Here is a 20,837-nt window from a genome sequence, read left to right as displayed (position 1 = left end):
GATGGCTGATCCTTACTTTCGCGATTTTTGGATCGTCACCCTTTCCGGCGAACAGCTTTTCCCAAAGAAAATTCGTGATCGAGACACGGGCGAATTGCGCTATCAGTTCTTGGGTGAGGGAAGTAACAAGAAGTCTGATGGAAGCTCCACTCCGGACCCTGCTGAAGCGGCAAGACGTTTCTTGGCCGGCGAGAGCCTTCGATTCGGAAACGAAAGCGCAGCCGCAAATCGATTCAAGATTAACGGCGGCTTTATCCAAAGCTTTGGCGCAAGTGCAGATTTCTGGTCGACAACTTATTTGAGTAAATAAAGGCGGACGGCTGGTGAATCGCCTGCCGCTGACACCTACAATATTTGGCTAGAGAGTATGTCCGTCACGTTGCTTGCCTAAATATGGCGATTTACCATTCGAAATTCCTTGGCCAAAGGTAAAAATCCTGTTAACCTTTTGACGATACGCTGCCGAAACGAAATCGCCTTTCAAGGATCTCAATGCGAGACGCGGACGTAAGGCGGGCGATCAAGTTGAAACTTGATGCCCTCCATAAAGACGATCCCTCGACACGCATCGTCGAGGAAATGGGTATTTGGGGATCGACAGTCCGTGTTGATATGGCTGTCATAAACGGTGAACTTGCTGGCTATGAGCTGAAGAGCAATGCCGACACCGTCCTTAGGCTTCCCTATCAGGCTGAGATTTACAGTAAGGTTTTCGACCGGATGACACTAGTTGTCGGTGACAAACTCGCCGACAAAGCTCTTCCCCTGATACCTGCATGGTGGGGGTGCACGATCGCAACCATGCATAATGACCAGATACGTCTCACGCTGAAGCGAAAAGGCCGCAAGAACCCGTCCGTTGACCCTAGCATAGTCGTCCAAATGCTGTGGCGGGAAGAGGCGATATCGGCCCTCGAAGCGCACGGCTTGGCGGATGGGTGGCGGACAAAGAGGTCCGCCGAAATAGCACACCGTCTTTTGACAAGCTTATCGCCGAAGCAGCTGGCCAATGAAGTCCGCAAGGCGCTGAAGGCCCGAATGAAGCTAGGGCAACTGGCTACGGGTAAGTTCGATATGTCTGTTGATGCCGTATGCGACCCAAGTGGCAGGGCTACCCGCTGAGGTCCCGGGTACACCTGCGATAGCATCGATGGTCTGATCGCCCCAGCAAACTGGCAATGGTACACGCTGAGGAAGCGCCACAATGGATGCAGCATAGCTGCGGTATTGTACGTCGCGGGGGACTGAACCGGGTCCTTTGGTTTTAACCCCATGGAAAATCTGAAACTGGCCGTGCGGAGTATATTTTGCGTTGATAGGCACAGGGCCAGGTATGTTGTCAGTGGAAGCATCAGGGCCCACCGTCGCGTAGTCTCCGAAGTGCAGGACGTAGCCAACGGGATGGGCGACAAGAGCCTGCCACAGATCAAGTTCCGCGCGTGCCAACATCGTTTGGCCAACTAGGTACCCGGTCAGCGTAGCTGGAATATTCCCACCAGCGACCGTTACAGAACGCCACGCTTGGGCCTGATGCAAATTCTGAAACACAGTGCGGGTAGCGGCGCCCAACGCCAGCGCAGTTCCGACACTGCCGCCAAGGTCAACGATCAAATCGGTTTGGGCTATCGGGCAGTACCAGTTGCCAACCAAGTTTGCGAGATTGGTCATTTCATTCAGCGTGACGCGCAACGCCGCGCCCCTATTGTCAGCCGCGATCATGCGTGTAACCGCTGAGTGATACGCCGGTGGCGCCAAGTACTTTACTGACGGCACAAGCGTGAGCCCCGCCGCATTTGCGCTTGCTCGAATGTTGTCAAGATGGTGGAACGCAGGTGTCCCCGGCAGATCGGAGACGTCGATGAATATCTTGCCATTCCCCCACGCGTCTCGGACCTGCTTAACGAATGCATCGGGCGCACTCAGTGGCGCGTTCTTCGGTGGTGTTTTCGGTGGTGCCTTGGGCGGCTTAGTATCGCCGTAGCTCAACTGGGATACCACAATAAGCGGAATAACGTTGGCGCGACCAGCTGGGCTAAGGTTACTCAGCGCCGAGCGTTCACCTTGCTTCCATCTTAGAATTGGACTGTAATTTACCATGCGAATCTCCCCCCGGTTTTCGCTCAACTTGTGAAAAAGTAACACACCAATTGCTCCATCGCCAGACAAGTCCTGACGAATATTTAACGTCCATCGCGGAAGCGCGATCTGGCTACTATTCCATTTATTTGCTAGTTGCACGCGAGTCGCTGCTGCTGATTTAGATTTCTGGGTATCCAATGAGTCCGAGCACATCCGCCAAGCAGCTTAGATTCCTTCAAGATATTACTCTTGCCTAGGCTCCATCGAAGCCTTCGATGTTTCTAACCCCGACCCTTCACCATGAGCCTGCGTTGTCATATCCTCTCCTCGGCTCGGGGAAGACATTATATGGGTTCCATCTCAGACACCGCCGCCGCGATCGGCCTCGCCATCGGTGGCGCCTTCGGCCTGGCCGGCACTTTTGTCGCCAGCGCTCCGCTGCGCGAAACGCTCTGGACGATCGACGGCGTGGCGCTCGTGGTGGCGACCGCGCTGCTAACGATGAAATACCAGCGGCTGGGCAATGACTGCGTCGCGGCCGGGTTCCTCACCTTCCTCGCCGGCGAGAGCCTGCTGCTGGCCGGCAATGCGGCGGGGCTGGAGGCCAGCGTTCCCTCCTATGTCGGCGGCATCTCGCTGTGGGCGGCTGCGCTCGTGCTGATCAGCGTGCCGAGCACCTTTGCCCTGTGGATGCGGCTCACCGGCCTCATCGCCGCCATCCTGTTTGTCGTGACGGTGGCCATGGTGCTGTGGGGGGCGCCCTTGCTGCCGACCTCGGCGCCTTTGCCCGCCGCCGGCTATCCGTTCCTGGTGCTGACCTTCATCGGCTGGATCTGGACCTTGCTGAAGTCCGGCCGATGAGGAGAGATGGCTGGCCGGCGTTGGAATTTCGTCCAACACCCCTCATCCGTCTCGGCGCTGCGCGCCGATCCACCTTCTCCCACAGGGAGGGCTTTGCACGGGGAGCGAAGTGGATTTCGGTGGTCAGTGAGGGCCTTTTTGAAGGCCGGCAGAGCGGTTTTCCGCGGCCCTTGCGGGGCCTTTGTCGGTTTAGGCAGCCATCCTGCCGGATTGTGGACGCACTCCTCCCTCATGTCCGCCTCTCATCGGGTGGATAGAGGACGCCAATCATGGTGCGCAGATTGTAAGCGCAGGCGGCCAGTATGCACTGCGTGCGGTTGGTGGCGAGGTTGAAGAAGCGCAGGCGTCGCATGCCGTAACGCTCCTTGAACACGGCGAAAGGCCGCTCCACTGCCGCCCGCACCTTGGCGATCAGCCGGTTGCGCAGCTTGTGGCGCGGCGGCAACTCGGGGTGATGCTTGTTGGGCCGCCGCATCAGCCGGTCCTTAATGTTGGCGGCGGCGAGCCGGGCATGGCGGGCGTGGGTGTAATAGGCTTGATCGCCATAGGCCGCCTTCTCGTCGCCGCAGATCAACTGGTCGGCCGGCTCGGTGTCGGTGACCGAGGCGTCGCTCGCCTCGACACGCCGGATCAAGGTGTGCTCCTGGTCGACGCCGATGTGCATCTTGTAGCCGAAGGTGCTCTTCTTGCCCTTCTTGCCCCAACGCGCATCCTTGTCGGCCGACGGCTTGACCGGACCTTGGTGGCCCTTTTTCGGCTGCTTGGGCGGACGGCCACGAGCCTGCAGGAACGTGGCATCGACCAAGGTGCCGCGCTTGACGATCAGGCCCTTCTCCTCCAGCTGACGGTTGATCTCCTCAAAGACCTTGTCGATCAGTCGCTCACGCGTCAGCTCCTCGCGGAAGCGCCACAGTGTCGAATGGTCGGGCGTGCGGTCCGAAAGGCTGAAACCGGCAAAGCGGCGGAACGACAATCGGTCCCGGATCTGCGCCTCAAGCGCCGGATCGCTCAGCCCATGCCACATGCCCAGCAAAAGACAGCGCACCAGCGGTTCCGCCGGATAGCTGGTGTTGCCCGAGCCAGGACCGCTGCGCTGACCCAGCAATGTTCGGATCGGCGCCCAGTCCAGTTCCTTCGATACTAGGTCGAAAATCGTCTCATCCGACGCCGCCAGACCGTCCGCCAGACTCAACTGACCCAAAACACGATCCGCCATCCCGAATCTCCCTGCTCCAACCTTCACCACAGAATCACCGTTCGGCTTCTGTGCAAAGGTCTCACAGGGGGAGAAGGGAAGAGCGCGCACTGCCAGCTTGACGCCGTCCTGACCCTCGCCATAGCGTAGTCCGACAGGAGACCCCACCCATGGCAGGCACGGTCGAAGGCGAAAAAATCGATGTCGGCTTTTCCGGCCGGCGCTGCATCCATTCGCGCAACTGCGTGCTGGGCGATCCGCATGTCTTCGTGCCCAACGCGAAGGGCCAGTGGATACATCCCGAGGCGGCCAGCGTCGAGAAGATCGTGGCGATCGCCGAAAGCTGCCCATCGGGCGCCATCACCTATGTCAGGAAGGATGGCGGCCCGCAGGAAAAGCCACCGGTGGTCAACACCGTGCGCATCAGGGAAAACGGCCCGCTGGCGGTGCATGCCGAGATCGTGCTGAATGGCGAAACGTTTTATCGCGCCACGCTCTGCCGCTGCGGTGCCTCGGAGAACAAGCCGTTCTGCGACGGCAGCCACACCAAATCAGGCTTTGCCGCCACCGGCGAGCCGGCGCTGAAGGACACGCCGGCGCTGGACGCGCGGAACGGCCCGCTGACGGTGACGCCGACCACCAACGGCCCGCTCAAGCTCGAGGGCAATCTCGAAATCGTCACCGGCACCGGCCACACGGTCGACCGCACGACGCGCACCTTCCTCTGCCGCTGCGGCCATTCGGCCAACAAGCCGTTCTGCGATGGCAGCCACAAGCGGGAGGGGTTTGTCGGGTAGGTTGACGCTGGAATCTCCCCCCTTGAGGGGGAGATGGCCGGCAGGCCAGAGGGGGTCGTCTCGCGTGGAGCGCCGACTTCTTCTTTCGCCCTATAAGAGCCTGGCACTTCACGCGAAGCGACCCCCTCTGTCGCCTTCGGCGACATCTCCCCCTCAAGGGGGGAGATTAGGCGCTTGGCCCAGCGCTCGTGGCTTTATCCGCCGGTCCGTATCGGCTAAGGGGCGGGGACGAAATTCGCCGGATCGCTGCCAGAAAATGACCACCAAGCCCAAATCCACCCCCCTGTTCCTCGGCATCGACACCGGCGGCACCTATACCGACGCCGTGCTGTGGTCGGAGGCCGGCGGCCCAAGCGGAAAAGTGCTGGCCAAGGCCAAGGCGCTGACCACGCGCCACGACCTCGCGGTCGGCATATCGAGCGCGGTCGATGCGGTGCTGCAAAAAGCCGGCACCGACCCTGCCGCGATCAAACTGGTGTCGATGTCGACGACGCTTGCCACCAATGCGCTCGTCGAGGGCCAGGGCGGGCGCGTGGCGCTGGTGATGATCGGCTTTTCCGAAGGCGATCTTGCCCGCGATGGGCTGAAGGCGGCGCTCGGCACCGATCCTGTCGTGTTCTGCCCCGGTGGCCATGATGTCCACGGCAATGCGGCAAAACTCGACCTGTCTGGGCTGGAGGCGGCGCTGCCGGAACTCGGCGCCTCGGTGTCCGGCTTTGCCGTCTGCGCCTATTTCGCCACCCGCAACCCGGCGCATGAGCTTGCCGCTCGCGACCTGATCCGCGAAAAGACCGGCCTGCCGGTCACCGCCAGCCACGAGCTTTCGGCCAAGCTCGGCGGTCCGCGCCGGGCGCTGACGACGCTGCTCAACGCCCGGCTGATCTCGATGATCGACCGGCTGGTGGCAGCGACTGAAGGTTTTCTTGTCGCGCGCAAGATCGCCGCACCGCTGATGGTGGTGCGCGGCGATGGCGCCCTGGTCTCGGCGGCCTTCGCCCGCCAGCGGCCGATCGAGACGATTCTTTCAGGTCCGGCCGCCAGCCTGGTTGGCGCCCGCCACATGACCGGCCTCGACAATGCAGTCGTCTCCGACATCGGCGGCACCACCACCGATGTCGCTGTGCTCGACGGGGGCCGCCCCAGGCTCGATCCGGAAGGCGCCACCGTCGGCGGTTTCCGCACCATGGTCGAGGCCGTCGCCATGCGCACTTTTGGGCTCGGCGGCGATTCCGAAGTGGCGCTCGAAGATGGCGCGCTCAACCCAAAAATCCTGCTCGGGCCGCGCCGCCTGGTGCCGCTGGCGCTGGCCGGCATGATGCATGGCGAAGTCGTCGCATCAGAGCTCGAACGCCAGCTGCGGGCGCCGAACCCCGGCCGCATGGATGGTCGCCTGGCGATCAGGACCGGCGTGCCGGAGCGGCTGGCCGCGGGCCTGACCGGCGCCGAAGCCAAGCTTTACGAGATGATCGGTGCTGTGCCCCTCGCCGTCGACAGGCTTTTGACCTCGAATGCCCAGAACGCCACCTTGAACCGGCTGGTGTCGCGCGGGCTGGTGCATGTCGCCGGCTTCACGCCGTCGGATGCTGCCCATGTGCTGGGCAAGCAGGCGAATTGGGATGCGGCAACGGCCCGGCTCGGCGCCGAGCTGTTTGCCCGCAAGCGCGACGGGCGGGGACAGTCGATCGCCGCCTCGCCGGAGGCTATATCGGAACGGGTGCTGACCACACTGACTCGCCTGTCAGCGGAAGTCGTCCTCGAAACCGCCTTTGCCGAGGACGGGTTAGACGGCGCGGCGACCGTCGCCCATGCGCTGGTCCAGCGCGCCGTCGATGCCCATCCCGGCATTGCCCGCCTCAGTGTCGCGCTCGACCGTCCGGTGATCGGCCTCGGCGCCTCGGCGCCGCTGCATTATGCCGGCTTGCCTCCGCTCATCGGCAACGGCTGCGTCGTGCCGGAGGATACCGATGTCGCCAACGCGCTCGGCGCGGTCGTCGGCCAGGTCAGGGTCTCGGCGGAGGCGCGCGTCAGCCAGCCCAAGGAAGGGCTGTTTCGCGTCGCCTCCGGCGAAACCGTGCGCGATTTCAATGACGAGGCGGCGGCGATCGCGGCGGCGGAAACCGACGTCCGCGCCATTGCCGCCGGGCGGGCCAGGGACGCCGGCACCGACAGCGCCGAGATCGAAATCGCCACCGAATTCCGCGTCTCGACCGTCGAAGCCCAGCGCATGTTCATCGAGGCGCATGTAGTGGCGGTGGCGTCGGGAAGGCCAAGGATTGCGGTGTGAGCGCGTAATCTCCCCCCTCGAGGGGGAGATGTCGCCGAAGGCGACAGAGGGGGTCGCCGCGCGTGCAGCGCTACTTCCTTCTGTCGCAGGAGGCCGAGCCCGGTCGGACCGACCCCCTCTGGCCTGCCGGCCATCTCCCCCTCAAGGGGGGAGATTGGCAGCTTCGCCGACTTCGAAAATCTTCCCCTTCACCCTAAGCTGAATTGACCGTGCTACCCTGACATGCCAAAGGCCCGGCCAAAGCCTTTCATCTTGGAGAAGCCCTGATGACCGATCGCGTCGAAATCGCCGGATTGCGGATTGCCCGCGAGCTTTATGATTTCGTCGTGAACGAGGCGCTGCGGGGCACCGGCATTGCCGCCAACGCCTTCTGGACCGGCTTCTCGGCCATCGTGCACGATCTTTCGCCGAAGAACCGGGCGCTGCTGGAAAAGCGCGATGCCCTGCAGGATCAGATCGACCGCTGGTATCGCGACAATGGCGCGCCCAGCGACATGGAAGCCTACAAGGCGTTCCTCAAGGAGATCGGCTATCTCGTGCCGGAGGGGCCGGCCTTCTCCGTCGCGACGGAAAATGTCGACCCGGAAATCTCGGTGGTTGCCGGGCCGCAGCTGGTGGTGCCGGTGATGAACGCGCGCTATGCGCTGAACGCCGCCAACGCGCGCTGGGGTTCGCTCTATGACGCGCTCTACGGCACCGACGCTATCCCCGAGACCGACGGCGCCGATAGGGGCGGGAAGTTCAATCCCGTGCGCGGCGCCAAGGTCATTGCCTGGGCGAAGGGTTTTCTCGACGAGTCGGTGCCGGCCACCTCGGGAAAATGGGCTGGGGTGAACGGGCTTTCGGTTGCCCACGGCATGTTGCGGCTGGGCGAGGGCGCCGGCGCCACCACGCTTGCCGACCCAAAACAGTTTGCCGGCTATCGCGGCGATGCCGACAATCCCGAAGCCGTCCTGCTCACCGGGAATGGCCTGCATATCGAGATCGTCATCGACCGCAGCAACCAGATCGGCAAGACCGATCCGGCCGGCATTGCCGACGTCGTGCTGGAATCGGCGCTGACCACCATCCAGGACTGCGAGGATTCGGTCGCGGCAGTCGATGCGCAGGACAAGGTCGTGGTCTACCGCAACTGGCTCGGCCTGATGAAGGGCGACCTTGCCGAGGAGATCACCAAGGGCGGCAAGACGTTTACGCGAAAACTCAATCCCGACCGCTCTTACACCGCGCCCGATGGCGGCGCGCTGACGCTGCCCGGCCGCTCGCTGATGCTGATCCGCAACGTCGGCCACCTCATGACCAATCCGGCGATCACAGACCGCGACGGCAACGAGGTGCCGGAAGGCATCATGGATGCGACGATGACGGCGCTGATCGCGCTGCATGATGTCGGGCCGAACGGACGCCGGCAAAACTCCCGCGCCGGCTCGATGTATGTCGTAAAGCCCAAGATGCACGGGCCGGAGGAAGTCGCCTTCGCCGTAGAGATCTTCGACCGCGTCGAGGCGCTGCTGGAGATGCCAGCGAATACCATCAAGATGGGCATCATGGACGAGGAGCGGCGCACCACCGTCAACCTCAAGGAGGCGATCCGCGCCGCCAAAGACCGCGTCGTCTTCATCAACACCGGCTTCCTCGACCGCACCGGTGACGAGATCCACACCTCGATGGAAGCCGGCCCGATGATCCGCAAGGGCGACATGAAGCAGGCTGCCTGGATTGCCGCCTACGAAGCCTGGAATGTCGATACCGGGCTGGAATGCGGGCTGGCCGGCCGCGCCCAGATCGGCAAGGGCATGTGGGCGATGCCCGATCTGATGGCGGCGATGCTGGCGGAGAAGATCGCTCACCCCAAGGCCGGCGCCAACACCGCCTGGGTGCCATCGCCGACGGCGGCGACGCTGCACGCCACTCACTATCACAAGGTCGATGTTCATGCCGTCCAAGTGGCGCTGAAGAGCCGGCCCAAGGCAAAGCTCGACGACATATTGTCGGTGCCGGTCGCGGTGCGGCCGAACTGGTCTCAGGCAGACATCCAGAAGGAGCTCGACAACAACGCCCAAGGCATTCTGGGCTATGTTGTGCGCTGGATCGACCAGGGCGTCGGCTGCTCGAAAGTGCCTGACATCAACGATGTCGGCTTGATGGAGGACCGCGCCACGCTGCGCATTTCCTCGCAGCATATCGCCAGCTGGCTGCATCATGGCGTCTGCACCTCGGATCAGGTGATGGAGACGATGAAGCGCATGGCAGCGATCGTCGACCGCCAGAACGAAGGCGACCCGCTCTACCAGCCGATGGCGCCGGACTTCGACAAGTCCATCGCCTTCCTCGCCGCCTGCGACCTCGTCTTCAAGGGCCGGGTCCAGCCCAACGGCTACACCGAGCCGGTGCTGCACGCGCGGCGATTGGAGCTGAAGGCGAAAGAGCAGGCCTGAGCGAAGCGTCCCCTCCCCCTTGAGGGGAGGGTGGCCCAAAGGGCCGGGTGGGTCCTGCGTGAAGTGCGCCGACGGCTACGCCCTCTCCTTCAGCAGTCGGTGGGCAGCCTTACTTCCAAAGAAAATGCCCGTTCCAACGCACGCAGAACGAACCCACCAGGCGTCATAGCCGGTTAACCAAATGAGCAATAAGACGAGAAGGCTGACAGCACCGGCGACAAGTGCACCCACGGCGAGAGCCACCGCTGGGGATCGAGTTGGTCTGTCTAGTGGCATATTTCTTATCCAGGTCGCGTCGAGCATCCCATCTCCCGGGCCGGTTCTCGGCCTCTCCTTGTATCACGCCGCCTGCGCCATTCGCTCCGAGCTCTTGCGGTAGGAAATCGCCTCGGCCAGATGAATGCGCCCGACCGTCTCGCTGGCCTCGAGATCGGCCAGCGTCCGCGCCACTTTCAAAACGCGGTGGTAGGCCCGCGCGGAAAAGCCGAGTTTCTCGCTGGCATCCCTGAGCAGCGCCAGGCCTGATGCATCCGGCATCGCGATCTCCTCGATGACGGAGGGCGAGCAATGCGCGTTGGTGGTGGCGGAGGTCGCGCCGTGCCGCTCGAAACGCTCGCGCTGGATCGTGCGGGCGCGGGCCACGCGCAGCGCCACCGCAGCACTTTTCTCCGCCCGGTCCGGCCGGATCAGATCGCTGGCCGAGACCGCCGGCACCTCGATCCTGAGGTCGATGCGGTCGAGCAGCGGGCCGGAAATGCGCGCCTGGTAATCGGTGCGGCAACGGTCGCCGCGCAGGCAGCGATAGCCCGGCTCGCCGGCCATGCCGCAGCGGCACGGGTTCATCGCCGCGACCAGTTGGATGCGCGCCGGATAGGTGACGCGATGATTGGCGCGGGCGATCATGCAGTCGCCGGTCTCCAGCGGCTGGCGCAGCGCATCGAGCGCCTGCGGCGAGAATTCGGGAAACTCGTCGAGGAACAGCACGCCGTGATGGGCAAGCGACGCCTCGCCCGGCCGCACGCGCAGGCCACCGCCGACCATCGCCGCCATCGAAGCCGAATGGTGCGGCGCGCGGAATGGCCGCCGGTCGGTCAGTTTTCCCTCACCGAGTTCGCCGGCCACCGACGCGATCATCGAGACTTCGAGCAACTCCCTCGGCGCCAGCGGCGGCAGGATCGACGGCAGCCGCTGCGCCAGCATCGATTTTCCCGACCCCGGCGGTCCGATCATCAGCAGGTTGTGGCCGCCGGCCGCCGCCACTTCCAGTGCCCGCTTGGCGGTCTCCTGGCCCTTGATGTCGGCCAGATCAGGCAGATCGCGCGCCGAGACATGGATGCCGGCTTCCGGCCGCGACAGAACCTGCGTGCCGCGAAAATGATTGGCGATGGCGATCAGGCTGCGCGGCGCCAGAATGTCGAAATCCTTGCCGGCCCAGGCCGCTTCCGGTCCGCAGGCGAAAGGGCAGATCAGGCCTTTGCCCTCGGCATTGGCGCCGATCGCCGCCGGCAGCGCGCCGGCCACCGCGGCGATAGTGCCGTCGAGCGACAGCTCGCCAAGCACGACATAGCCGGCCAGCATGTCGCCCGGAATGGCGCCAAGCGCCGCCATCAGGCCGAGCGCGATCGGCAGGTCGTAATGGCTGCCTTCCTTGGGCAGGTCGGCCGGCGCCAGATTGACGGTAACCTTCTTCGACGGCATCGACAGGCCGGACGCATGCAGCGCCGCCTGCACCCGCTCGCGGCTTTCGGCCACCGCCTTGTCGGCGAGGCCGACGATGTGCATGTTGACCTTGCCCGGCGCGATCATCACCTGCACGTCGACCGGCACGGCCTCGATGCCCTGGAAAGCCACCGTGCGGACCCGCGCAACCATTTTTTCACCCCGGATGCAGGCTTGCCCAAGCCTCTGCGATCATGCCGCGAACGGCTTCACCAGAGACAACCACAGATTTACGGCCAAGGCAAGAACATTAGGGGAACAGACAAATACCATTGCTGCCAGGAAGTTGCGTCAGAGTTGCGGGCTCGAAATGCGCCTGGGAAGGCTACTTGCGCTTGCCCTCGACCGCATCCCAGAACAGGCTCGCAATATCGGCGCCGCCGAAGCGTTTTACCTCGCGCACGCCGGTCGGCGACGTCACGTTGATCTCGGTCATGTAGTCGCCGATCACGTCGATGCCGACGAGGATAAAACCGCGCTCCTTCAGCGACGGGCCGATGCGGGCGCAGATCTCGCGCTCGCGCGCCGTCAGTTCGGTTTTTTCGGCGCGGCCGCCGACATGCATGTTGGAGCGTGAATCATGCTCGGCCGGCACCCGGTTGATGGCGCCGACCGGCTCGCCGTCGATCAGGATGATACGCTTGTCGCCCTTGCGCACGTCCTTCAGATAACGCTGCACGATGTAGGGCTCGCGGAACATCTGGCCGAACATCTCGAGCAGCGAGGCGAGGTTGCGGTCGGCCTCGTGCAGATGGAAGATGCCGGCGCCGCCATTGCCGTAGAGCGGCTTGACGATGATGTCGCCGAACTCCTTGCGGAAGGCGGCGACCTCCAGCGGATCCTTGGTGATCAGCGTTTCCGGCATCAGGTCGGGAAACTCGGTGACGAAGATCTTTTCCGGGCTGTTGCGCACCCAGGCCGGGTCGTTGACCACCAGCGTCTTAGGATGGATACGCTCAAGTATGTGCGTCGTGGTGATGTAATTCATATCGAAGGGCGGATCCTGCCTGAGCAGGACGACGTCCATCTCCGACAGGTCGGTGCGCACTTCTTCGCCGAGCGAATAGTGATCGCCTTTCTCATCGCGGACCTGCATTGCCTCGATGCGGGCAAACACCTTGCCGCCGCGCAGCGACAGCCGGTCGGGCGTATAGTGGAACAGCTGGTGACCGCGGCGCTGCGCTTCCAGCGACAGCGCAAACGAGGTGTCGCCGGCAATCGAGACGGTGGAGATGTGGTCCATCTGGACGGCGATTTTCAATTTCATGGCGGCTCTCCGGCGCACTTGGAGCGACGTGCGTCCATTTGGACGCACAAAGTACGCTCCAACACTTTGAATCTATCCATCGTGCTTTCCGAAAATCGATTCCGCTTTTCGGGCCGATGCATCGACCACAGCGATATATGGAACTCGGCGCCTTCTGCCAATCGGCCCAAGACCTATATCGACCAAGACTATATGGGGCCGCGCTTCGCTTGGCGCACCCTTCACCGATCGAAGACCAGCCTGGAATAACCGAGGAAGGAGAGCGCCATCGCGACCAGCGAGGCGATGGCAAGTGCCGTCAGCGGTGGCATTGCCGGCAGCGCCATCAGGATGGCGCAATAGGCGAGGTAATTGACGATGCTGGTGGCGATGCCGACGCCGCCATAGCGTGCGCCCTCTTGCGCGATGCCGCGGCTCGACGGCGAGAAGGTCAGGTGGCGGTTGATGGCCCAGGTGACGGACAGCGCAAAGCCGATCGAGACGACACGTGCGACGAAGGGTCCAAGCTGCGTGAAGGCCAGCAGAAGCCACAGCGCCGCCGCGTCGACGACGAAACCGACGCCGCCGGCAAAGATGAAGCGGACGAGGCGTTTCACAACAGAGCCTAGGCCGCCCGTGGGGTCTTGCCCGGTCCGGTCTTCAAGGTCGCGGTCGCGCCTGCGCGTTCGCGCTCGACCCGGCCGGAAGGCATCGACAGATAGAAGATGCGCTTCTGCTCGGCCCGGCCGCGCGATACCGAATCGAGGATCAGGCCGGTCACCGCCGCCAGCATCGACAGAAGCAGCAGGCCGACCGACAGCACCCAGGTCGGCATGCGTGGGACAAGGCCGGTTTCGACGAACTCGATCAGCACCGGCATCATCAGGAACAGGCTCGATGCCAGGAAGAGCACCGCGAAGGCGCCGAAAAAGCGCAGCGGCTGCGTCTCCTTCATCAGCATGGCGAACATCCACAGGATCTTCGCGCCGTCGCGATAGGTCGACAGTTTCGACGAGGAGCCCTCCGGCCGGCGGCCATAGTCGAGCCCGATCTCGCTGACCGGCAATTTGAGCTGCGAGGCGTGGACCGACATTTCGGTCTCGATCTCGAAGCCGCCGGAGACGGCGGGAAAGCTCTTGACGAAGCGCCTGGTGAAGGCGCGGTAGCCGGAGAAGATGTCGGTGAACTCGCTGCCGAACAGCCATTTGTAGAGGCGATTGAAGACGCTGTTGCCGAAGGCATGGCCAGTCCTGCCGGCATCGTCGGTGACGCCTCGCCTTGTCCCGACCACCATGTCGGAGCGCTCGGTGAGCAGCGTGTTGATCAGTTGCGGCGCGTCCTCCGGCGCATAGGTGCCGTCGCCGTCGGCCATCAGATAGATGTCGGCTTCGATGTCGGCGAACATGCGGCGCACCACATTGCCCTTGCCCTGGCGCGGCTCGCGGATGACGGTAGCGCCGGCCGCGCGGGCTCGGAGCGCCGTCAGATCGCGCGAATTGTTGTCATAGACATAGATCGCGGCCGTAGGCAGGGTTTCGCGAAAACGCCGCACCACGTCCGCGATCGTCAGCTCCTCGTTGTAGCAAGGCAGAAGCACGGCGATGGCGGGTTCGTAGCGAACTTCTTGCGGCATTTTCGTCTCCGGATGCCTTGGCCCGGGTCCTTGGCCGTGCTGAATGCCGGCCTGCTCGGGCGCCTTTACTATTTATTGAAGCCGTTAAGGCTAGGTTTAAGTTGCCCCATATTCCTTCCAAAGGTCATAGAATGAGCATAGCCAAGCATGGCGCCTCCATTTGGAGGTCCGAAATCGTGCTGGCGCTGCTTGCCACGCTGGTGGCGTTCGCCGTCAATGCCTGGGCCGGATTCCCCCAATTGACCAACGCCCACGGCGACAACGACAATTTGCTGCGTTTGGTCGAGGTTCGCGACTTTCTGGCCGGCCAGGGCTGGTTCGATCTGCACCAGTACAGGATGGGGCTCGAAGGCGGCTTCGTCATGCACTGGTCGCGGCTGGTCGATGCGCCGATCGCCGCCATCATTCTTGCAGCGACGGCCCTGACCGGCAGCATGGCTCTGGCCGAGAACGTCGCGCAAGTGCTGTGGCCGGCGCTGCTCTTCTGCCTCGCGGTGTTTTTCATCACCCGCGCGGCGCGCAATTTCGCCGGTGAGGCCGCCGTGCTGCCCGCTGTCGTCGTCGGCGCGGCGGCGTTGCACTTCATAGGCATCTTCTCGCCGGGCGCGCTTGATCATCACAATGTTCAGCTCACGCTGACCATAGCCAGCCTCAGCCTGCTGCTTGAAGCCACCATGCGCGGGCCGGCAGCGCTGTTCTCCGGCGTGTGCGCCGCGCTGATGCTGGCTGTCGGCATGGAAACTGCCCCCTATGTCGCCACCATCGGCGCCTGCGTCGCGCTCCTGTTCGCTTTTGACGCAAATGGCGAAAGACGGATCGCTAGGGACTTCGGCGTCGGTTTTGCCGGCGCTTCCGCTCTCGTCTTTGTCACCACTGTTCCCGTCTCCGCCTGGAGCCAGGCGCAATGCGATGCCTTCTCGACCGTGCAGTTCGTCGTCGCCGTGTTGGCCGGAACCGGCCTTGCGGCGATAGCCTCGATCGAGGCCGGCGGCCGCACGCGCCGGCTGGTGTCGCTTGGCATCCTTGCGCTCGCGCTGGGCACGGTCGTTATGGTGTTGTTCCCGCAATGCCTGGCGGCTCCCTACGCGAACCTCGATCCGCGCCTCAAGGAGCTGTGGCTCGATCACGTCGACGAAGCGCAGTCGCTGTTCAACCTTGTCGCCCAGGACCCGGCCAGGGTGGCGGCGCGCTATGTCACGCCGGCCGTCGCGCTCGTCCTGATGGCGCTTCGCTTTGGCCGTGGCGGTTGGCGGCGGCAGGACAGTCTTGTCGGCGCGCTGCTTGTCGTGGCGTTCGTCGTCAGTGCCTGGCAGGTGCGCGGCTCGACATTCTCGGTCGCGCTGGCGGTCATCCCGCTTTCCGCCTGGATCGCCAGTTGGCGTCAGCGGGCGGAGACCAGTCATTCGAGCAGCGTGGCGCTGCGCATGGCCGCGGTCTGGCTCGTCTCGGTGAATGCCGTGTGGACGGGCGCCGCGGCAGCGGCCGCGGTGGCGTTCGAAGCCGATAAGACGGCGGCCAATGACAGCGGTGCCGACATGGCCTGCCAGCGCCAGGCCTCCTTTGCAGCGCTTGGCGGTGTGCCGGACACCACGGTGCTGGCGATTTCCAATCTCGGGTCGCCGATCCTCGCCTATTCCGGGCATCGCGTCTTCGCCGGGCCCTATCACCGCAACATCGCCGGAGATCTGCTTGCGCTCGACACCTTCCTGGGGTCATCCACCGCTGCCAGGACGGTCGTGGCAACGCATCATGTCGGCCTCGTCGCGGTTTGTCGTGGCAATGCGGAAAGCGAGCTTCTCGCCGCCAAGGCGCCTCAGGGCTTTCTTGGCGGGCTGATGCGCGGCAACGTGCCGGAATGGCTCGAGCCGGTCGCGCCAGTCAGAGCAGGTTCCCTCGAGCTGTACCGCGTTCGGCTCGACCGCTGAAACGGTTCTTCACCTGTGAAAGAAATCGGTTTGGGATATGGTTCCTAAAGGGTTTGCTGCCAGCCTCGAAATATTCCGACCTAACAGGGTTACCGATGCAAACGACGTTTGGCACCGGGCAAGCAACCGGGGAAAGCACGGATCTGGCCTTTACCGATCCGTTGACCGGGCTTGGCAATCATCGCCGCTTCTTCGACAAGGTCGACCGCCTGATCAGCGACCGCGCCGACGATCCGGCGCCGTTCACCGTCGGCATCCTCGACCTTGATGGCTTCAAGCCGATCAACGACCTGTTCGGACACAAGGCCGGCGACGAGATCCTGATCCAGGCGGCGATGCGGCTGCGCGCTTCGATGGACAGCCATTCCACAGTCTGCCGCATCGGCGCCGACGAATATGCCTTCCTCTATCCGATGGTGTTCAGCGAGGAGGCGGCGGCCGAAAAGTCGCGAATGCTGATCGAGATCCTGTCGGCACCCTATGATGTCGGCGAACGCACTGCCAGGCTTTCGGCCTCGGTCGGCTGCTCGATGTTCTATTCGGGCGACGAGACCACCGAAATTCTGGTCGGCAAGGCCGAGACGGCGCTGTACCATGCCAAGCGTTCGGGCCGCGGACGGGTGGTCGTCTATAGCAGAGAGATGGAAGAAGCGGCCAAGCGCGTCACCCGCATCGAGCAGGCGCTGCGCCGGGCCGTCTCGGCCGGCGAGGTCGAGCCGCATTTCCAGCCCATCGTCGATCTTAGGACCCGCCGCATCATCGGCTTCGACCCGCGCCGGCTGGAGATCGAGATCACCGAAACCGGCCTGATGAACGATCCGGCCTCGGCCGAAAAGATCGTCGAGAATCTGCGCCGCGTCGGCATCCGCGTCGCGCTCGATGATTTCGGCACCGGCCAGTCCTCGCTCGGGCGTCTGCGCGAATTTCATTTCGACAAGCTCAAGATCGACCGGGCCTTCGTCTCCTCCATTCTCGACGACCGCCCGTCCGAACACATCATCCGGGCGATCCTGGCCATGTGCGAGGGGCTCGGCATGGACGTGGTCGCCGAAGGTATCGAGCAGGAAGCGCAGGCCGAGCGCCTTGTCCAGTTCGGCTGCGCCGGTGGGCAAGGGTTTCTGTTCGGCAGGCCGGTCGATGCCGACGCCACGCTCGGCTATCTCAGAGATTCCTTCCGCGGCGCGTTGCGCGCCAAGGCAATCTGACGACCGGCCGCGCTGCCGCAGCGGCGCAGCCTTCTTTTTGTCAGACATAAGCCGTAAGAATCCGTTTTTCGCCCTTGCTCCCTGGACCGGGCTGGCTAGGATGCGCGCCGGCCAGACCACAGCCCCGTGCGTCCGTTTGGGACGCGCCAAGGACGCTGCCGCACTTTGACTTTGTGGAGAAAAAAATGATGCCATCGGCGCGCTTTGCCGACCTTGAAGGCGCTTCGGTGCTGATCACCGGCGGCGGCTCCGGCATCGGCGCGGCGTTGACGGAGGGTTTTGCACGCCAGGGGGCGAAGGTCGCCTTCATCGACATCGCTGACGGCCCGAGCCTGGCGCTGGCCGACCGCATCGAGAAGGATCTCGGCCGGCGACCCCTCTATCTCAACACAGACATACGCGACATCGAGGCGCTGCGGGCTTCTGCCGCCAAGGCGGCCGAAGCGCATGGCGACGTCACCGTGCTGGTCAACAATGCAGCACTTGACGAACGCCACGCGGTGGAAGACGTCACGGTGGAATTCTGGGACAACAATCAGGCGATCAATCTGCGTCCGCATTTCTTCTCCGCCCAAGCGGTGGCGCCGGGCATGAAGCGGGCCGGCGGCGGCTCGATCATCAACTTCACGTCGACGTCGTTTCTCATCAACCACCCCGACATGCCGGCCTATACCGCGGCCAAGGCCGGCATCGTCGGCCTGACCAAGGGCCTTGCCGGCAAGCTCGGCGCCGACGGCATTCGCGTCAATGCGATCGCACCCGGCTGGGTGATTACGGAGCGGCAGAAGGAACTCTGGGTCACCGAACAGGCGCTCGCCGCCCATGTCGCCAAGCAATGCATCAAGCAGGTAATGCAGCCGGATGACATCGTCGGCACGGTGCTGTTCCTGGCGTCGGACGCTTCGCGGATGCTGACCGCCCAGATGCTGATCGTCGACGGGGGCTTCCTGTGAACCCAGGATCCCCGAGCAAAGCACCCTCTGTCGCCGCCGTGGATTGGGGCACCACCCGTCTCAGGGTCTGGCTGGTCGATGAGGCCGGAAAAATCCTTGCCGAGCGCCGCGGCGACGACGGGCTGATCACTGCGCAAGCCACCGGCTTTTCGACCATCCTCGAAGGACATCTGGCGGCGATGGGCGCGCCGGAAGCGATGCCCGTCATCATCTGCGGCATGGCCGGCTCGCGCCAGGGCTGGCTCGAGGCGCCCTATGTCACCGTGCCGGCGCCGATCGGCGCCATTTTGGCCGGTGCGGCGCGCATTCCGGGCCAGCGCCGCGACATCCGCATCGTGCCGGGCCTTGCCCAGCGCCAGGCCGACGCGCCCGACGTCATGCGCGGCGAGGAAACGCAGCTTGCCGGCGCTGGTTTGCCGGCAAAGGGTCGCCATCTCGTCTGCATGCCCGGCACCCATTCGAAATGGGTGCTGGTCGAGGACGGCGCCGTTACAGGTTTCGGCACCTGGCCAACCGGCGAGCTGTTTTCGGTGCTGGCGGCGCATTCGATCCTGCGCCATTCGCTGGGCGAGCAGCCCAAGCCGGTCGCATCAGGAAATCCGTTTTTCCGGCGCTGGTGCGAGCAAGCGCTGGCCGACGGCGGCGATGTCACGTCGAGACTATTCTCGATCCGTGCCGCGGGCCTGCTGCAGGACCTGAAACCCAACGATGCCGCTGCTTGCCTGTCCGGCCTGCTGATCGGCGGCGAGATCGCCTCTGCCAGCCACCGCTATGGGAAAGGCGCTGCGTCGGTCGTGCTGATTGCTTCCGGCGCGCTCGGCGCTCTCTACGCTGAAGCGCTCGGCCTTGCCGGACTTGCGGTCGAGACTGTCGACGCCGACGAGGCAGTGCGTGCCGGCCTGATCGAGGCCGCGCGCGAAAATGGCATGATTGCCGGAAGCGGAGTTGTAGCATGACCGAGACCGCACCGTTTCCGAAGCTCGGGCGGGGCCTTGTCGCCATCCTGCGCGGCCTCAAGCCGGACGAGGCGGTGGCCATTGGCCGGGCAATCTTCGAGGCCGGCATCGAAGCGATCGAAGTGCCGCTCAATTCGCCGGACCCTTTTGCCTCGATCGCAAAGATCGTGCAGGCGCTGCCGGCGACGGCGCTGGTCGGTGCAGGAACCGTACTGACAACAGCCGATGTTGACGGATTGCACAAGGCGGGCGGCCGGCTGCTGGTCAGCCCCAACATCGATGCCGAGGTCATGGACCGCGCGATGAATTACGGCATGGTGACGATGCCCGGCGTGTTCACGCCGACCGAGGCCTTCCAGGCGCTCCGGCTCGGCGCCTCGGCGCTGAAATTCTTCCCGGCCAGCGTGCTTGGCGCGACGGGCATCGCCGCGATGCGCGCGGTTTTGCCGGCAGAGACGCTGGTCGGCGCGGTCGGCGGTGTTTCAGAGAAGGACTTTGCCGGCTACAAGGCGGCCGGCGTCAGCGTCTTCGGCCTCGGCTCCAGCCTGTTCAAGCCTGGCATGAGCGTCGAAGAGGTGGCCGCGCGGGCCCGTGCTGCCACCGTAGCCTGGGATGCGGCGTTTGGAGCGGCAGGATGAGGGAAACCATCGTTTCTGTTTTTTCCGACCATGTCTGCCAGCTCGGTGAGGGACCGAGCTATGACCCAGCCACCGACACGCTTTACTGGTTCGACATCGTCAATGGCCAGCTTCTGGAAAAACGCCTGTCCGGCGGCGCGGTCAAAATCCACGAGCTTGGCCAGATGGCCAGCGCGATAGCCATTATCGACGACAGCAGGCAGTTGATCGCCACCGAAACCGGCCTGCACGTCCGCGACGTGGCGACCGGCAAGATGACGCTGCACACGGCGATCGAGGCCGACAACCCGGTGACGCGCTCGAACGATTCGCGCGTCCACCCCTGCGGCGCCTTCTGGATCGGCACCATGGGCAAGGGCGAGGAAAAGGCCGCCGGCTCGATCTACTGGTTCTCTAGGGGGGAGTTGCGCCGGCTTTACTCGGACATCACCGTGTCGAACTCTATCTGTTTTTCCGAAGACGGAACGACCGCCTACTACACCGATACCAGCACCGGACTGCTGATGCGGGTCGGCTGCGATCCGGCAACCGGCCTGCCGTCCGGCGAGCCGAAGATCTTCGTCGATCACCGCAAGGCCAAGGGCTATATCGATGGTTCGGTGCTCGATCGCGACGGTGTCCTATGGAACGCCTGCTGGGGCGGCAGCGTCATCGAAGCCTACGGACCCGACGGCAAGCTCATCCGGTCGGTCGCGATGCCGGTGACGCAGCCGTCTTGCCCGGCCTTTGTCGGCAGGAATGCCGACCGGCTGGCGGTGACGTCCGCCTGGTCGGGGAAGGATGAGAAACAGCGCCTGCTGGACCCGCAAGCCGGCATGACGTTTCTGCTCGATGTTCCGGTCAACGGCCGCTTCGAGCCGCGCGTGCTGATCGCCTAGGCGATGATCCCGAACCTTCGGTTCGGAAAA

18 protein-coding genes are annotated in these 20,837 nt (G+C 63.9%); 12 read left to right on the top strand and 6 right to left on the bottom strand.

Features of this window, described 5'->3' with window-relative positions:
- Position 1: 1 nt before the first annotated feature.
- Both EJ075_RS09525 and EJ075_RS09520 read left to right on the top strand, forming a co-directional pair.
- The gene (locus EJ075_RS09525; protein ID WP_126104175.1) at positions 2-310 is read left to right on the top strand and encodes a hypothetical protein; all 309 of its coding nucleotides are present in this window, start codon (positions 2-4) and stop codon (positions 308-310) included.
- Between the two features lie 182 nt (positions 311-492).
- A complete protein-coding gene (locus EJ075_RS09520) occupies positions 493-1,122 on the top strand; it encodes a sce7726 family protein (protein WP_281033462.1) in 630 nt (209 codons plus the stop codon).
- Here EJ075_RS09520 and EJ075_RS09515 read toward each other — a convergent pair.
- Complete coding sequence (locus tag EJ075_RS09515) at positions 1,045-2,277, bottom strand: hypothetical protein (RefSeq protein WP_164547071.1); 1,233 nt, start codon at positions 2,275-2,277, stop codon at positions 1,045-1,047. The two genes, EJ075_RS09520 and EJ075_RS09515, sit on opposite strands and share 78 nt — an antisense overlap.
- Positions 2,278-2,427: 150 nt before the next feature.
- On the opposite strand from EJ075_RS09515, the gene EJ075_RS33090 reads away from it, so the two are divergent.
- Positions 2,428-2,940: a hypothetical protein gene (locus tag EJ075_RS33090; protein ID WP_164547070.1), complete on the top strand. Its 513-nt coding sequence runs from the start codon at positions 2,428-2,430 to the stop codon at positions 2,938-2,940.
- Between the two features lie 229 nt (positions 2,941-3,169).
- Here the strand turns inward: EJ075_RS33090 and EJ075_RS09500 are convergent, their stop codons facing one another.
- Positions 3,170-4,156 (bottom strand): IS5 family transposase, encoded by a 987-nt coding sequence (locus tag EJ075_RS09500; protein WP_126103272.1) that lies wholly within the window; start codon positions 4,154-4,156, stop codon positions 3,170-3,172.
- A gap of 149 nt (positions 4,157-4,305) precedes the next feature.
- Here EJ075_RS09500 and EJ075_RS09495 point away from each other — a divergent pair, with 149 nt between their 5' ends.
- The 3 genes from EJ075_RS09495 (at position 4,306) to EJ075_RS09485 (ending at position 9,654) form a co-directional block, all read left to right on the top strand.
- Positions 4,306-4,932 (top strand): CDGSH iron-sulfur domain-containing protein, encoded by a 627-nt coding sequence (locus EJ075_RS09495; protein ID WP_126104172.1) that lies wholly within the window; start codon positions 4,306-4,308, stop codon positions 4,930-4,932.
- A 256-nt stretch (positions 4,933-5,188) separates the two neighbouring features.
- Positions 5,189-7,216, top strand: coding sequence for a hydantoinase/oxoprolinase family protein (locus tag EJ075_RS09490; RefSeq protein ID WP_126104171.1), 2,028 nt, complete (start codon positions 5,189-5,191; stop codon positions 7,214-7,216).
- A gap of 266 nt (positions 7,217-7,482) precedes the next feature.
- Positions 7,483-9,654, top strand: a complete 2,172-nt coding sequence (locus tag EJ075_RS09485) for a malate synthase G (protein WP_126104170.1) — start codon at positions 7,483-7,485, stop codon at positions 9,652-9,654.
- A gap of 339 nt (positions 9,655-9,993) precedes the next feature.
- Here EJ075_RS09485 and EJ075_RS09480 read toward each other — a convergent pair whose 3' ends face one another.
- From EJ075_RS09480 to EJ075_RS09465, 4 genes are all read right to left on the bottom strand, one after another.
- Positions 9,994-11,526, bottom strand: a complete 1,533-nt coding sequence (locus EJ075_RS09480) for a YifB family Mg chelatase-like AAA ATPase (protein ID WP_126104169.1) — start codon at positions 11,524-11,526, stop codon at positions 9,994-9,996.
- A 172-nt stretch (positions 11,527-11,698) separates the two neighbouring features.
- Positions 11,699-12,640: a glutathione synthase gene (gshB, locus tag EJ075_RS09475; RefSeq protein WP_126104168.1), complete on the bottom strand. Its 942-nt coding sequence runs from the start codon at positions 12,638-12,640 to the stop codon at positions 11,699-11,701.
- 221 nt (positions 12,641-12,861) lie between these two features.
- On the bottom strand, positions 12,862-13,236 hold the full coding sequence (locus EJ075_RS09470; protein ID WP_126104167.1) for a GtrA family protein: 375 nt from the start codon (positions 13,234-13,236) through the stop codon (positions 12,862-12,864).
- A gap of 8 nt (positions 13,237-13,244) precedes the next feature.
- Positions 13,245-14,252 carry a glycosyltransferase gene (locus EJ075_RS09465; protein ID WP_126104166.1) on the bottom strand — a complete coding sequence of 336 codons (1,008 nt, stop codon included), beginning with the start codon at positions 14,250-14,252 and terminating at the stop codon, positions 13,245-13,247.
- 131 nt (positions 14,253-14,383) lie between these two features.
- Here EJ075_RS09465 and EJ075_RS09460 point away from each other — a divergent pair, with 131 nt between their 5' ends.
- The 6 genes from EJ075_RS09460 (at position 14,384) to EJ075_RS09435 (ending at position 20,807) form a co-directional block, all read left to right on the top strand.
- Positions 14,384-16,177 carry a GtrA family protein gene (locus EJ075_RS09460; RefSeq protein ID WP_126104165.1) on the top strand — a complete coding sequence of 598 codons (1,794 nt, stop codon included), beginning with the start codon at positions 14,384-14,386 and terminating at the stop codon, positions 16,175-16,177.
- Between the two features lie 95 nt (positions 16,178-16,272).
- Positions 16,273-17,382, top strand: coding sequence for an EAL domain-containing protein (locus tag EJ075_RS09455; RefSeq protein WP_126104164.1), 1,110 nt, complete (start codon positions 16,273-16,275; stop codon positions 17,380-17,382).
- 185 nt (positions 17,383-17,567) lie between these two features.
- Positions 17,568-18,335 (top strand): SDR family oxidoreductase, encoded by a 768-nt coding sequence (locus EJ075_RS09450; protein WP_095484670.1) that lies wholly within the window; start codon positions 17,568-17,570, stop codon positions 18,333-18,335.
- Positions 18,332-19,291, top strand: coding sequence for a 2-dehydro-3-deoxygalactonokinase (locus tag EJ075_RS09445; protein WP_126104163.1), 960 nt, complete (start codon positions 18,332-18,334; stop codon positions 19,289-19,291). The genes EJ075_RS09450 and EJ075_RS09445 overlap by 4 nt, the downstream gene beginning before the upstream one ends.
- Positions 19,288-19,929: a 2-dehydro-3-deoxy-6-phosphogalactonate aldolase gene (locus tag EJ075_RS09440; protein WP_126104162.1), complete on the top strand. Its 642-nt coding sequence runs from the start codon at positions 19,288-19,290 to the stop codon at positions 19,927-19,929. The genes EJ075_RS09445 and EJ075_RS09440 overlap by 4 nt, the downstream gene beginning before the upstream one ends.
- Positions 19,926-20,807 carry an SMP-30/gluconolactonase/LRE family protein gene (locus tag EJ075_RS09435; protein ID WP_126104161.1) on the top strand — a complete coding sequence of 294 codons (882 nt, stop codon included), beginning with the start codon at positions 19,926-19,928 and terminating at the stop codon, positions 20,805-20,807. Before EJ075_RS09440 ends, EJ075_RS09435 begins: the two co-directional genes overlap by 4 nt.
- Positions 20,808-20,837 lie beyond the last annotated feature (30 nt).

This window comes from Mesorhizobium sp. M6A.T.Cr.TU.016.01.1.1 (assembly GCF_003952585.1).
Lineage (GTDB): Bacteria > Pseudomonadota > Alphaproteobacteria > Rhizobiales > Rhizobiaceae > Mesorhizobium > Mesorhizobium mediterraneum.
The sequence above is the reverse complement of the archived record's forward strand: the minus strand, read 5'-3'. Positions and strand labels throughout refer to the sequence as shown.